Annotated in this window: 14 protein-coding genes, 1 other RNA gene and 2 pseudogenes; 8 read left to right on the top strand and 9 right to left on the bottom strand. The window is 65.1% G+C overall.

Translation table 11 applies throughout. The features are described 5' to 3' along the window. Window positions 1-12 precede the first annotated feature (12 nt). From QX135_RS22605 to QX135_RS22640, 8 genes and pseudogenes are all read right to left on the bottom strand, one after another. Entirely contained in the window at window positions 13-525 is a 513-nt protein-coding gene (locus QX135_RS22605; RefSeq protein ID WP_315811307.1) for a dihydrofolate reductase, read from the bottom strand. Further along, the gene (locus tag QX135_RS22610) at window positions 522-1007 is read right to left on the bottom strand and encodes a GNAT family N-acetyltransferase (RefSeq protein ID WP_316178653.1); all 486 of its coding nucleotides are present in this window, start codon (window positions 1005-1007) and stop codon (window positions 522-524) included. The genes QX135_RS22605 and QX135_RS22610 overlap by 4 nt, the downstream gene beginning before the upstream one ends. A 3-nt stretch (window positions 1008-1010) precedes the next feature. Continuing rightward, the gene (locus QX135_RS22615) at window positions 1011-1805 is read right to left on the bottom strand and encodes a thymidylate synthase (protein WP_316178651.1); all 795 of its coding nucleotides are present in this window, start codon (window positions 1803-1805) and stop codon (window positions 1011-1013) included. A gap of 207 nt (window positions 1806-2012) precedes the next feature. After that, window positions 2013-2165, bottom strand: a pseudogene (locus QX135_RS22620) (tripartite tricarboxylate transporter substrate binding protein BugD); the annotation flags it as partial. A 1-nt stretch (window position 2166) separates the two neighbouring features. Then, complete coding sequence (locus QX135_RS22625; protein ID WP_315736871.1) at window positions 2167-3681, bottom strand: tripartite tricarboxylate transporter permease; 1515 nt, start codon at window positions 3679-3681, stop codon at window positions 2167-2169. A 7-nt stretch (window positions 3682-3688) separates the two neighbouring features. Next, entirely contained in the window at window positions 3689-4468 is a 780-nt protein-coding gene (locus tag QX135_RS22630; RefSeq protein WP_316178649.1) for a tripartite tricarboxylate transporter TctB family protein, read from the bottom strand. Between the two features lie 97 nt (window positions 4469-4565). Further along, complete coding sequence (locus tag QX135_RS22635; protein WP_316178648.1) at window positions 4566-5099, bottom strand: chromate transporter; 534 nt, start codon at window positions 5097-5099, stop codon at window positions 4566-4568. After that, window positions 5096-5691, bottom strand: a pseudogene (locus QX135_RS22640) (chromate transporter). The gene QX135_RS22635 and the pseudogene QX135_RS22640 overlap by 4 nt, the downstream one beginning before the upstream one ends. Window positions 5692-5786: 95 nt before the next feature. On the opposite strand from QX135_RS22640, the gene ssrA reads away from it, so the two are divergent. The 7 genes from ssrA (at window position 5787) to feoB (ending at window position 11464) form a co-directional block, all read left to right on the top strand. Next, window positions 5787-6141, top strand: a transfer-messenger RNA (tmRNA) gene (ssrA, locus tag QX135_RS22645). Between the two features lie 279 nt (window positions 6142-6420). Then, window positions 6421-6951, top strand: a complete 531-nt coding sequence (locus QX135_RS22650; RefSeq protein ID WP_316178646.1) for an SspB family protein — start codon at window positions 6421-6423, stop codon at window positions 6949-6951. A gap of 96 nt (window positions 6952-7047) precedes the next feature. After that, window positions 7048-8472, top strand: coding sequence for a class II fumarate hydratase (fumC, locus tag QX135_RS22655; RefSeq protein WP_316178644.1), 1425 nt, complete (start codon window positions 7048-7050; stop codon window positions 8470-8472). Window positions 8473-8710: 238 nt separating this feature from the next. Further along, window positions 8711-8896, top strand: a complete 186-nt coding sequence (locus QX135_RS22660) for a DUF4169 family protein (RefSeq protein WP_315736863.1) — start codon at window positions 8711-8713, stop codon at window positions 8894-8896. Further along, entirely contained in the window at window positions 8896-9183 is a 288-nt protein-coding gene (locus QX135_RS22665; protein ID WP_315736862.1) for a ribbon-helix-helix domain-containing protein, read from the top strand. Before QX135_RS22660 ends, QX135_RS22665 begins: the two co-directional genes overlap by 1 nt. Window positions 9184-9290: 107 nt before the next feature. Continuing rightward, window positions 9291-9566, top strand: coding sequence for a ferrous iron transport protein A (locus QX135_RS22670; protein WP_315713372.1), 276 nt, complete (start codon window positions 9291-9293; stop codon window positions 9564-9566). Window positions 9567-9586: 20 nt separating this feature from the next. After that, window positions 9587-11464, top strand: a complete 1878-nt coding sequence (gene feoB / locus QX135_RS22675; protein ID WP_315736861.1) for a ferrous iron transport protein B — start codon at window positions 9587-9589, stop codon at window positions 11462-11464. Between the two features lie 16 nt (window positions 11465-11480). Here feoB and QX135_RS22680 read toward each other — a convergent pair whose 3' ends face one another. Beyond that, window positions 11481-12269, bottom strand: a complete 789-nt coding sequence (locus QX135_RS22680) for an NAD(P)H-dependent oxidoreductase (protein ID WP_316178643.1) — start codon at window positions 12267-12269, stop codon at window positions 11481-11483. A gap of 89 nt (window positions 12270-12358) precedes the next feature. Between QX135_RS22680 and QX135_RS22685 the strand changes: the two genes are divergently transcribed. Continuing rightward, window positions 12359-13282, top strand: a complete 924-nt coding sequence (locus tag QX135_RS22685; RefSeq protein WP_316178641.1) for a LysR family transcriptional regulator — start codon at window positions 12359-12361, stop codon at window positions 13280-13282.

A 13282-nucleotide genomic window follows, 5' to 3' on the forward strand; every position in this document is an offset into this window, starting at 1 on the left:
GTCGACGAACGCTCACCGCCGCCGGCGATAGGTGACGTAGGAGAATTCGGCCTGATCGTCAGGCCCCGAGGCATGGCGCTCCCGCGCCACCTCCTCCCATTGCGCCGGGTCGATCGCCGGAAACACGGTATCGCCAAGCGGGCTCGCATGCACCTCGGTGATCTCCAACCGGTCGGCGATCGGCATCGTCGCAGCAAAGAGCTCGGTGCCGCCGACGACCGCGATCTCCGCGGCTGAACGCCGCAGCGCATCACCACGCGCGATGCCGAGCGCTTCATCGACGGTATGGGTCACGATCGCGCCCGGCGCGCGAAACTCGGCATCGCGGGTGACGACGATGTTGGTGCGGCCCGGCAGCGGCCGGCGCGGAAACGAGATGAAGGTCTTGCGGCCCATCACGATCGGGCGGCCCATGGTCATCGCCTTGAAGCGCTGCATGTCGCTCTTCTGCCGCCACGGGATCGCACCGGCGGCGCCGATGATGCCGTTGTCGGCGACTGCGACGATCAGCACGATCTCGATCACGGCGCCCTCTCCGCGAGCTGAGCGAGCGCCTCGCCCATGACCTTGCAGAGCTTCCAGTCGTCCATCAGCTCGGCGCCGAGCGACTTGTAGAAGGTGATCGACGGCGCGTTCCAGTCGAGCACCGACCATTGCAGCCGCGCCCAGTTGCGCTCGACGCAGGTGCGGGCGAGATGGCCGAGCAGCGCCTGGCCGATGCCGTTGCGGCGGAACGCGGGGCGGACGAACAGGTCCTCGAGATAGATGCCGGGCTTTCCGGCGAAGGTGGAGAAATTGACGAACCAGACCGCAAAGCCCGCGACCTCGCCGTTCCACTCGGCGATGTCGCAGAACAGCGTGGGATGCGCGCAGAACAGTGCCGCGGCAATGTCGGCCTCGCTCGCCACGACCTCATGCGCGAGCTTCTCGTAGTCGGCGAGCTCCCGGATCAGCGTGAACACGCTTCCGATGTCGTCAGGCCGGGCGCTGCGGATCGACAGTGGCATGCGTCAGACCGCGACCTCGGCCTTGATATGCGGATGCGGATCGTAGCCGGCGAGCGCGAAGTCCTCGTAGCGGAAGCCGAAGATGTCCTTGACGTCCGGATTGAGCGTCATGGTCGGCAGCGGACGGGGCGCGCGGGTGAGTTGCAGCCGCGCCTGCTCGATGTGGTTGGAATAGAGATGCACGTCGCCGAAGGAGTGCACGAATTCGCCGGGCTTCAATCCCGTCACCTGCGCCACCATCATCGTCAGCAGCGCGTAGGAGGCGATGTTGAAGGGCACGCCGAGGAACACGTCGGCCGAGCGCTGATAGAGCTGGCACGACAATTTGCCGTTCACGACGTAGAACTGGAACAGGCAATGACACGGCGGCAGCGCCATCTTGTCGACGTCGGCTGGATTCCAGGCGGTCACGATCAGCCGGCGCGAATCCGGATTGCGCCTGATCATGTCGATCACGCCTCCGATCTGGTCGATATGGCCGCCGTCCGGCGTCGGCCAGGAGCGCCACTGATAGCCGTAGACGGGGCCGAGATCGCCATTGGCATCGGCCCATTCGTCCCAGATGGTGACGCCGTTGTCGTGCAGATATCCGATGTTGGTGTCGCCCTTCAGGAACCACAGCAGCTCATGCACGATCGCCTTGAGCGGGAGCCGCTTGGTGGTCACGAGCGGGAAGCCGGCCGACAGGTTGAAGCGCATCTGGTGGCCGAACACCGAGAGCGTGCCGGTGCCGGTGCGGTCATGCTTCTCCGCGCCGTCGGACAGGATGCGTTCGAGCAGGTCGTGATACTGGTGCATGGTGCGCGCTGGCGGCCTTTCGCAGAAGGCGGCGAATTTAACGGCAGGAATCGCCCGGCCCTAGCCTCGACTCGGCCCGGTCGCCAATTATACCCCGAAAATTGTCGGCCGCCGCCGCAAATGACAAGGGCGGAACCGTCCGTTTCGCCCTGCCCCTTCCGCCTCGATGGTCGTCTCCCGCTAGCTCGCCGGCTTGAGCACCGCGGTTCACTTGATGATTTCCGCCTTCACCAGCGCCGCCAGCGCTTCCGGCGTGCGGTCCGCAGCACCGGGAATGACGTTATCGAACTCGAGCAGGCGCTTGCGGACGCCCTCGTCGTCGAGCGCCTGGGCCGCGGCGGCGTTGAGCTGGCCCGCGAGGTCAGCCTTCGCTTTCCACGAAAACCTCGTCGCGCTTGCGGCGCAGCGTCGGCAGCACCGCCAGCACCAGCAGTCCCGCGGCAATCGCGAGCAGCACGGCGGACAGTGGCCGCGTCAGGAACACCGACCAGTCGCCGCGCGAGATCAGCAGCGCGCGGCGCAGGTTCTCCTCCATCAGCGGCCCCAGCACCATGCCGAGCAGCAGCGGCGCCGGCTCGAAATCATGCTTGATCAGCCAGTAGCCGACCAGGCCGAACGCGCCCGCCAGGACGACGTCGACCGGCGCGTTGTTGACGGAGTAGATCCCGATCGCGCAGAAGATCACGATCGACGGGAACATCAGCCGGTACGGCACGCGCAAGAGCCGCACCCAGATGCCGACCAGCGGCAGGTTGATGATGATCAGCATGAGATTGCCGATCCACATCGAGGCGATCATGCCCCAGACCAGGTCGGGCTGCTTCTGCATCACCTGCGGGCCCGGCACGATGCCGTGGATGGTCATCGCGCCGACCATCAGCGCCATGACCGCATTCGGCGGAATGCCGAGCGTCAGCAGTGGAATGAAGGAGGTCTGGGCCGCCGCATTGTTGGCGCTCTCCGGCGCCGCGACGCCCTCGATCGCACCGCGACCAAACCGCGACGGATCTCGCGCGAGCTTCTTCTCCAGCGTATAGGCCGCGAACGAGGCGATCACCGCACCGCCGCCCGGCAGGATGCCGAGGATCGAGCCGAGCACCGTGCCGCGCAGGATCGCCGGCGTGGAGTCTTTCAGATCCTTCCGGGTCGGCATCAGGCCGGTGATCTTCTTCTGCACGAGGTCGCGGTCCATCTCCGCGCCGGCATCGAGATTGCGGATGATCTCGGCAAAGCCGAACACGCCCATCGCGACGGTGGCAAAGCCCAGGCCGTCGGCGAGCTCGGGAATATTGAAGGCCATGCGCGAGACGCCGGTCTCGATGTCCGAGCCGACCATCGACAGCAGCAGTCCGAGCACGATCATCGCGATCGCCTTCAGCACCGAGCCCTTCGCCAGCACGACTGCGAAGATCAGGCCCAGCACCATCAGCGAGAAATACTCGGCTGGGCCGAACGCCAGCGCGAGCCTGGTCAACGGCGCGCCGAGGATCGCAATCAGCACGGTGGCAACGCAGCCGGCAAAGAATGAGCCGATCGCGGCAATCGCCAGCGCCGGACCGGCACGTCCCTGCTTCGCCATCTGGAAGCCGTCGAGCGCGGTCACCACCGAGGTCGCCTCGCCAGGAATGTTGACCAGGATCGACGTGGTCGAGCCGCCATACTGCGCGCCGTAATAGATGCCGGCCAGCATGATCAGCGCGCCGACCGGCGGCAGGCCGAAGGTGATCGGCAACAGCATCGCCACCGTCGCGATGGTCCCGATGCCCGGGAGAACGCCGACCAGCGTGCCGACCAGCGCGCCGATCAGGCACATCAGCAGATTGATCGGCGACAACGCGACGGCGAAACCGTGGGCGAGATTAGCAAACAGATCCATCACGCCCTCACTGCAAAAGGAAACGCGGCAACAGCGGCATCGGCAACCCCAGCACGTAGGGGAACAGCAGCGCGCAGCCGCCGGTCAGGCAGATGCCGACGATCAGGGCCTCGCGCCAGCGCGTCTCGGGGCTGCCGATCGCCGCGATCAGGAAGCTTGCAAGCCCCGTGGCCAATAGTCCGAGCGGGCGAATGGAGACGGCAAAGGTCAAGATCGCGAGCGAGACGAACAGCGGTCCGCGCCAGTGATAGGTCGCAAGCTGCGCGCCTTCACTCACGACGCCGATCACGGCCACGGCAGCTCCGAGCCCCAGCAGCAGCAGACCGAACATCCGCGGCGCAGTTCCGGCACCGAACGAGAAGCCGCGCATGCCCTGCAGGTCGCTGGAGGCCCACAACGCGAACAGCGCGATCGCCATCAGCACGACGCCGCCGAAATAGTCCTGCGGCGCGCGTGGACGTGCCATGAATGTGAACACCGCGACCGCGATCAGCGGATAGGTGTAGATGAGAGCCAGCAGAACATCGGAAGACAGCGAGGTCTTGCCGCTTGCGGCATATTGCTGCGCCAGGCTCGGGATCGCCATTGACAAGGCCGACGCATGGGCTCCAATGACCTGCAGCGGACCGCGTCCGGATAGTGGACCTACAAGACCGGCCAAGGCGATCAGCAGTTCGATGATCTGTGGCGCGAAGGCAAGGACCAGAATGATCGATGCGCCGGTCGCGCTGCGGGCAGCCGGCATGCCCGCCGTTTCGCCCGACAATTGGCCCGTGGTCTCGGCCATGCCTCGCCCTCCCCGATCGGCCTTGATGGCCGGCACTGTTTTCGTTCGGCGGCCCGGAGCAAACCGGTCGCGCTTCTATTTTGCCTAGCGACTTTCCCTAGAGAAGGCCAGCAAAACCAAGACAGCCGCCCGCGGCGAGCAGCCAGAGCGGATTGAGTCGCGTCATAGATGCAACGACTGCGGCAAGGACCGTCAGCGCGAACGCCCGCCACGTCTGGTCGGAAGCCTGACCGAGAATCCATGCGCTCGCGGCCATCAAGCCGATCGACAGCGGCACCAGCGTCGCCTGCAGCATGGCGGGCCAGCGCGCATCCCGCGCATTCGAGAGCCAGCGGCTGACAAAATAGGAGAGCACGGCGGTGGGACCGCACATCGCGATCGTCGCGACCGCCGCACCTGCCACGCCTGCAACCGAATAGCCGATCAGGGTGACGATCAGAACGTTGGGCCCCGGCGACAATTGCGAGAGTGCGAACAGATCGGCGAACTGTTTGTCCGTCATCCAGTGCCGGGCCTCGACTGCAACACGTTGCAGTTCGGGAATCGCCGCCACTGCGCCGCCAACCGCAAACAGCGAGATCAACGCAAAGGTCCACAACAGCTGGAACAGCGGATTGTCGTCCCCGCTCATCGTGCCCACCGCGTCTTGGCATAGGTGACGGCTAGGCTGAGCGGCACGGCCACCAGCAGAGCCTCCTGAAGCGGCAGGCGCGCCAGCCCGATCGCCACGAACACGCCGGCCACGACGACGAGGCCCGCCACGTCGCTCTTCTTGAGGAGCGGCGAGATCATGCGAAACACCACCGACGCCAGCAGGCCCACGGCCACGCAGGACACGCCAGCAAGCCCCCGTCGCCACGTGTCGGCTTGTCCAAAATGACCGTAGATGGCGCCGAGAGAGGTGATCAGCAGCACCGGGGGCCCGAGCAGGCCGGCAAAGGCAGCGAGCGCGCCGGGGACACCGCGCAACCGCGCGCCGAACACCACGGAGAAATTCACGATGTTGGGTCCGGGCAAGAAATGGCAGAGCGCGAAGGTCGCGTTGAACTCCTCCGCCGTCATCCAGCGATGCTCATCGACGATTGCACGCCTGGCGAACACCAGCACGCCCCAAAGCCCGACAGCGACATTTTCGCGAATGCGAAGAAGAGCGTGCGAAGGTTGGGCGGGTGTTTGGCGATGTCGGCCGCGGGAGAGGCAACCCGCGCAACTTCGGAAGGCATGCCGCACTGTAGGAGGACAAAAACCAGAATGCCAAGGTCGAACCAGAGGGTTCCCGGCAGCCGCCCACATTTTTGTCGCGTGCCGCGGCGTTTCGGCCCTGTGCATCCGCCGGCCGGGGGCCTATATAGAACGTGCCGGCTTGCCGGCTATGGAAATAAATCGCCGTCGAAATAAACCATTCGGACCCGGGGGCGGTACCCGGCGCCTCCACCAAAGCCCATCGACAGATGGGTTTTGGCGGGGGCGAAATAGGATCGACGAGGGCGTAAAGGGCGAGCTTTTTCCCGGTATTGTTCCGCCGTTATCGGGCTACTGCAATAGTTGCCAACGACAACTTTGCTCCGGTTGCTCAGGCTGCGTAACGCAGTTTGAAAGACCACCTTAAAGTCCTAACGGGTTAAGCTCCGTTAGGCGGGGTTCGGAGGCACCTGGCAACAGAAGCCTCCACTTTCACGTTCCTCCGCTTTAACCTGTCTCTGCTTTAACCCATCTCCGCTTCAGGGCCGTGCTGTCCCCAGCTTTTTGGCGCGGCTTCGATTCATTCCTTCGTTGACCGGACTTCCGCCAGCTTCTACCCGTTCCCATATCTGGCGATCGACCGGCATGGCTGCTGACCTCAGCGCCGATGCCGGGTACGATGTGATTGACGCGAGTCGGGAATGCTGCTGCCTTGCCGGGCGCGGCCGCCCGAAGCGTCGGGCGCAGCCCTACACGACACAGGACCGATCATGGCGACGGATCATATTCGATACGATGTGCTGGCGCGCGACGCGTTGCGCGGGGTGCTGCGCCGGGTGCTGAGCGACGCTGCCGTCCATGGGCTCCCAGGTGAGCATCATTTCTTCATCACATTCGTGTCCAAGGCCGAGGGCGTGAAGCTGTCGCCGCGGCTGCTGGCGCAATATCCGGAGGAGATGACGATCATCCTGCAACACCAGTTCTGGGATCTGGTGGTTTCGGAGGATCGGTTCGAAGTCGGCCTGTCGTTCGGCGGCATCCCTGAGCGCCTCGTGGTGCCGTTCCACGCCATCAAGAGCTTCTTCGATCCGTCCGTACAATTCGGACTGCAGTTCGAGCCGTCGGAGGCGATTGCCGAGACGCCGGCTGCACCGAAACTGCCGGCCGCCCCGGCGCCGTCGGCCCTTGCCGGTCCGTTGCCTGCGACGCCGGCCGAAGCCGGCGACGACAAGCCGCTCCCGCCGGCCACGCCAGGAGAAGGCGCCGAAGTCGTGCGTCTGGACCGTTTCCGCAAGAAGTAGGCGCATTCGCCCCGCGCGGAACGACGGTCGGATCACTAGATTGAAGCATGCTCGAACCGGTCGACGCCGGTTCGCAACCAATGACGGGCATGCTTCATGGCACATTCAGCTAGTTCATCATCGCACGGATCGACGCGCACGGAGACCGACAGCTTCGGCCCGATCGAGGTCGCCGCCGACCGCTATTGGGGCGCGCAGACCGAGCGCAGCCGGCAGAATTTTCGCATCGGCCACGACCGCATGCCGATCGGCATCGTGCGCGCGCTCGCGCTCGTGAAGATGGCTGCGGCGCAGACCAATCGCGAGCTCGGCCTGCTCGAGCCGCGCATGGCGGACGCCATTGTCCAAGCGGCGCAGGAGGTCATCGACGGCAAGCTCGACGACCACTTTCCGCTGGTCGTCTGGCAGACCGGCTCGGGCACCCAGAGCAACATGAACCTCAACGAGGTGATCGCCAACCGCGCCAGCGAACTGCTCGGGGGCGAACGCGGGACCAAGAAGCCCGTACATCCGAACGATCACGTCAACATGAGCCAGTCGTCCAACGACTCCTTCCCCACCGCGATGCACATCGCCGCGGCACGGGCGATCTCGGGCCATCTGGTGCCGGCGCTGTCGGAGCTGCTGGCGGCGTTGCGCGCCAAGCAGGACGCGTTCGCGGACATCGTCAAGATCGGCCGCACCCACACCCAGGACGCCACGCCGCTCACGCTCGGCCAGGAGTTCTCCGGCTACGCCGCACAGGTCGAGAGCGCGATCGCAAGAATCGAGACGGCGGCGCGAGATCTCTTGCCGCTGGCCCAAGGCGGCACCGCCGTGGGCACCGGCCTGAACGCGGATCCGAAATTCGCGAAGCTGTTCGCCAAGCATGTTGCCGACATCACGGGCTGGCCCTTCACCAGCGCCGCCAACAAATTCGAAGCGCTCGCGTCCAACGACGCCTATGTGTACGTACATGGCGCGCTCAACGCGGCGGCCACCGGCCTGTTCAAGATCGCGAACGACATCCGCTTTCTCGGATCGGGCCCCCGCTCGGGATTGGGGGAATTGATCCTGCCGGAGAACGAGCCCGGCTCCTCGATCATGCCGGGCAAGGTGAACCCGACGCAGTGCGAAGCACTCACGATGGTGTGCTGCCAGGTGTTCGGCAATCACACGGCGATCACCATGGCCGGCAGCCAGGGGCATTTCGAACTGAACGTCTACAAGCCATTGCTCGCACATTGCATGATGCAGTCCATACAATTACTAGGTGATTCAGCGCGTTCATTCAGCGAACATTGCGTGACGGGAATTCGCGCCGACGAGAATCGGATTCGAGAGCTGATGCAGCGCTCGCTGATGCTGGTGACGGCGCTTGCGCCGAAGATCGGCTACGACAATGCGGCCAAGGTCGCCAAATCAGCGCATCAGCACGGCACGACGCTGAAAGAGGAAGCTCTAAGGCTCGGCTTCGTGTCTGAGGACGAATTCGACCGCCTCGTGCAGCCCGAGAAGATGACGCGGCCCGGACGACCCTGACGGTAGCCCCGTAGTACTACGGGGGGTGATGCAATTCTCGCCGTTAACCCCTAAAGGATACTCTCGACTACAAGTTCTGCTGCGTTTGGTGAGTAAACAAATCCCGCTCGCAACGACGCGACTGGCCCTCGAACTATCAGGGAGCGATGACGTGATTGTCTGGAGAACGCCTGGGCTCATCCGCGCAATGCGCATGCTCTCGTCACGACGTTCGATGGCTTAGATGATTGGAGCAAGCATGGGTGATGTCATCAACTTGAAACGTTTCAGAAAGCGCGTGGAGCGCGATGAAGCAGCGAAGGTCGCCGAAAGCAACCGCGCTCGCTTCGGCAGGACGAAGTCCGAACGCGCAAATGACGCGCAACGCGACAAGCGCGCGAACGAATTACTCGATCAACATCGTATCAATGGCGAGGACGCGTGATGAAGTCGCCCGTCGTAAAACGTTCAATCGTGGTTGCTGGCCACAAGACCAGCGTCAGCCTCGAAGAGGCCTTCTGGAACGGCATGAAGGAGATTTCGGGTCTCCGTAACATGACCCTGTCCGAGCTGGTCGGAGAGATCGACAACAATCGCCAGCAGGGCAACCTGTCCTCGGCGATCCGGCTGTTCGTGCTCGACCACTTCAAGAGCCGCGCCGCAGCTTCTTCCGGCCTCGAGCCGAAGGCGGCGGTGGACGCCCGGCACACGGCAGCCGCCGCGGCTCCTTGAGGCAGATCAGACGGCGGTCCGCCCGGCCTGTTTAAAATCGCTCTAAGATGCAGCGGCATTGCACATGCCGCGCTTGACCTCTTGGCACGCGATTGAAAATACAGGCTATGAGCGAAATCTGCGATACAAGGCCGCCTCAGCCGCTCGGTCTTGCCCGGCGAGGCTATACCGGAACAATCCAGCATCTGGCTGCGGGCGGCGCGAGCTCGTCCCTGCCGGACGTCGAATTGGAGAGCCGGCTGATCGAACTGGGCTTCGTCGAGGGCGCCCGGGTCGAAATTCTGCATGAGGGGATCGTCGGGCGCGATCCGATCGCCGTGCGTGTCGACAACATCACCGTCGCGGTCCGCCGGCGCGAGGCCATGGCCGTCATCGTGGCATAGGCCGCGCGGAAAGCGTCGTCATGGAAAGCCCTCTGCTGCATCTGGCCCTGGTGGGTACGCCCAACAGCGGCAAGACCTCGCTGTTCAACGCGCTGACGGGAAGCCGCCAGAAGGTCGCGAACTATCCTGGGGTCACGGTCGAGCGCAAAGAGGGCGCATTCGTCACCCCGCAGGGCCGCCAGGTCTCGCTGGTCGACCTGCCCGGCACCTATTCCTTGCGCGGTCGCAGCCCTGACGAGGAAATCACCAGGGATTTCGTGCTGGGACGTGCCACCGGCGAGGTCCTGCCCGATCTGGTGTTGTGCGTCGCCGACTCCACCAACCTCAGGTTGACGATCCGGCTGCTGCTCGAGCTCAAGAGCACCGGCCGGCCGCTGGCGCTCGTACTCAACATGTTCGACATCGCCAAGCGGCGCGGCGTCACGGTCGACGTCCCCGCCCTGTCGCTAGCTCTGGGCGTGCCGGTGGTGACGTCGATCGCCGTGCGCAAGGGCGGCACCGACGACCTGCTGCGGCTGACCGACGAGCTCCTCGCCCGGGCGGCCGCGGCCACCGGAGAGCGCGCCAACACCTGGCGTCCTCTCACGGTCCCGGAGCTGCGCGCCACCCAGCGCGAGGCCGACCGTATCATCGCGGAGACGGTCAGCTTGCCCGAGCGGCCCGATACCTGGACCGCCCGGATCGATGCCATCGCGCTGCATCCGGTCGGCGGTCTGCTGATCCTGCTGGCGATCCTGTTCGTGATGTTTCAGGGGGTGTTCGCCTGGGCCCAGCCGCTGATGCAGGTGTTGTCGGCGGCCTTCGATGCGCTCGGCCAGCTCGTTCACGACGAGCTTCCCGAAGGCCTGCTGCAGAGCTTCCTGCAGAACGGCGTGATCTCCGGCGTCGGCAGCGTCATCGTGTTCCTGCCGCAGATCATCATCATCTTCCTGTTCATCCTGCTCTTGGAAGATTTCGGCTACATGGCGCGCGCCGCATTCCTGATGGACCGCATCATGGGCGGCGCCGGGCTGCATGGCCGCGCCTTCATCCCGCTGCTCTCGAGCTTTGCCTGCGCCATTCCCGGCATCATGGCGACGCGCGTGATCGATAACCGCCGCGACCGGCTCACCACGATCCTGATCGCGCCGCTGATGACCTGCTCGGCGCGGATCCCGGTCTATACGCTGATCATCTCGGCCTTCATCCCGCCGACCAAGGTGTGGGGCCTGGTCAACCTGCAGGGCCTGGTGATGTTCGGGCTCTACGCCGCCGGGATCATCAGCGCGCTGCTGGTGTCGTTCCTGGTGAAGTTCTTCCTGATGCGCGACTACCAGCCGGCGCCGTTCATGCTGGAGCTGCCGGACTACAAGATGCCGCGGTTGCGCAGCATCGCGATCGGCGTCTACACCCGCGCCAAGATGTTCTTGCAGCGCGCCGGCACCACGATCTTCGCGATGATGGTGCTGATCTGGTTCCTGGCGTCGTTCCCGCAGCCGCCGGAGGGCGCGACCGAGCCCGCGATCAATTACAGCCTCGCGGCGATGATCGGCCAGGCGATCGCCCCTCTGCTCTCGCCGGTCGGCTTCAACTGGCAGATCGCGGTGGCGCTGGTGCCCGGCATGGCCGCCCGCGAAGTCGCAGTCGCCGCGCTCGGCACCGTCTATGCGATCGAGGGCGGCAAGGAGGCCGCCGAGCAGATCGGACAGGTGCTGGCCAGCAAATGGAGCCTCGCCACAGCGCTGGCGCTGCTCGCCTGGTACATTTTCGCCCCGCAATGCGCCTCGACGCTCGCCGTCATCCGCCGAGAAACCGGCAGCTGGCGCTGGATGGCCGTCACCTTCTTCTACATGTTCGCGCTCGCCTATGCGGCCGCGTTCGCGACCTACCACATTGCGGTCGCGATGGGCGCGGGCTGAGCCCGCGCCCTCCGCGTCAGCGCACGGCGTCGACATGCAGCGCGAAGCCGCGCGCGTCCGGCGCGCCGAGCTCGGGACGAAGCTGCATCGACGGGATCAGATAGTCGCCGTGGTTCTGCCGCCGGTACGGGGTCGGCTGATCCGTGAACAGCGTCCGCATGCGCTCGCGCAGCCGTTCGGCGATCGCGGCGAAGCCGGCATCATCGAGCCGGTTGACCCGGTGCGCCACGAACGCCGGCAGCACGTCGAAGCCGGGATAGAACAGGATGCCGTGGTTGATCGGAAACAGGAGATCGTCGATCGGCCCGTTGATGCCGCGCGCCGAATAATGCTCCTCCCAGCCGCCGGTGGTCACGACCAGCATCGCGCGCTTGCCGGCAAACACACCCTCGCCATAGCGGTTGCCCCAGCGCTTGTCGCTGTGCTCGCCGACGCCATAGGTGAAGCCGTAGGAATACACCCGGTCGACCCAGCCCTTGAGGATCGCCGGCATCGTGAACCACCACAGCGGAAACTGCAGGACCACCGCGTCGGCCCAGAGCAGCTTGTCCTGCTCGGCCCTGACGTCCTCGGTCAAGGTGTGGGTCTTGAAGGCCTCGCCAGACGCGGTGGCGACGTTCAGAGGCCCGTCCGGAGGCAAGAGCGGGAAGTCGGCGCGGTCGGTGGCCGACTTCCAGCCCATCGCGTAGAGATCTGAGACCCGGATCTCGTGGCCCTGGGCCTTGAGCTCGGCGACGGCGACCTCGCGCAGGGCGCCGTTCAGCGAGCGGGGTTCGGGATGGGCGAAGACGAGCAGCACGTTCATGGCTTGGATCCTTTGCTGGAACAGCCGGAACATAGACGCGCGCCAACTTATCCACTATATGGCATATATCGATAACATTATGCTGTTTTATGGATAAATCAGACATCAGCCTCATCAACATGCGCAGCTTCGTCCGGGTCGCCGAGCGCGGCAACCTGTCGGCCGTGGCGCGCGAGCTCGGGCTGGGCCAGTCCACCATCTCGCGTCACCTTCAGGAATTGGAGGATGCGATCGGCGTGCCGCTGCTCAGCCGCACCACCCGGCGCGTCACCCTGACCGACGAAGGCAGCCGCTACTACACGAACTGCGTCCAGATCCTGCGGCTTATCGAACAGGCCGGCGACGAGGCGCGCGGTGCGCGCGGCGCTGCCAGCGGCATCATCCGGATTTCCTGCACGGCGGCCTTCGGCATCCTGCATGTCGCGCGGCTGGTCTTCGCGTTTCAGGATCTCTATCCGGACATCGCGATCGATCTCAATTTGACCGACGAGCGCATCGACCTCGTGCGGGAGGGTGTCGACATCGCGCTGCGTCTCGCCCCGCTCACCGACAGTTCTCTGAAGCTGCGGTCGCTCGGCCACTCGCACCGGCTGCTGGTCGCTTCTCCCGACTACCTCGCGAGACGCGGCACGCCGCGCACGCCGCAGGAACTGATCGGGCATGACGGCATCCGCATGACCAACGTCGCGGGCAGCGAGTCGCTCGTCGTCATGGGACCCGATGAAGAACGCCATGAGGTGCCGTTCAGAGGCTGCTTCCGCACCAATCACGGACTCGCGGTTCGAGAGGCCGTGCTGTCCGGGCGCGGTATCGGCGGGAGCCACGCGTGGCTGGTCGACGATCTCATCGCGGCTGGCAGGCTGACGGTCATCCTGCCCGACCACCGTTTGCCATCGACTCCCCTCAACATGCTGATCGTCCCGGAGCGCGCCGGCATCGCGCGCGTGCGGCTGCTGATCGACTATCTCGCCGAGGAGATCGTCCGCCTGCCCGGCATCCGGCCCGAGCCCTGA

It is taken from the genome of Bradyrhizobium sp. SZCCHNR1098, from assembly GCF_032489375.1.
Taxonomy (GTDB): Bacteria; Pseudomonadota; Alphaproteobacteria; order Rhizobiales; family Xanthobacteraceae; genus Bradyrhizobium.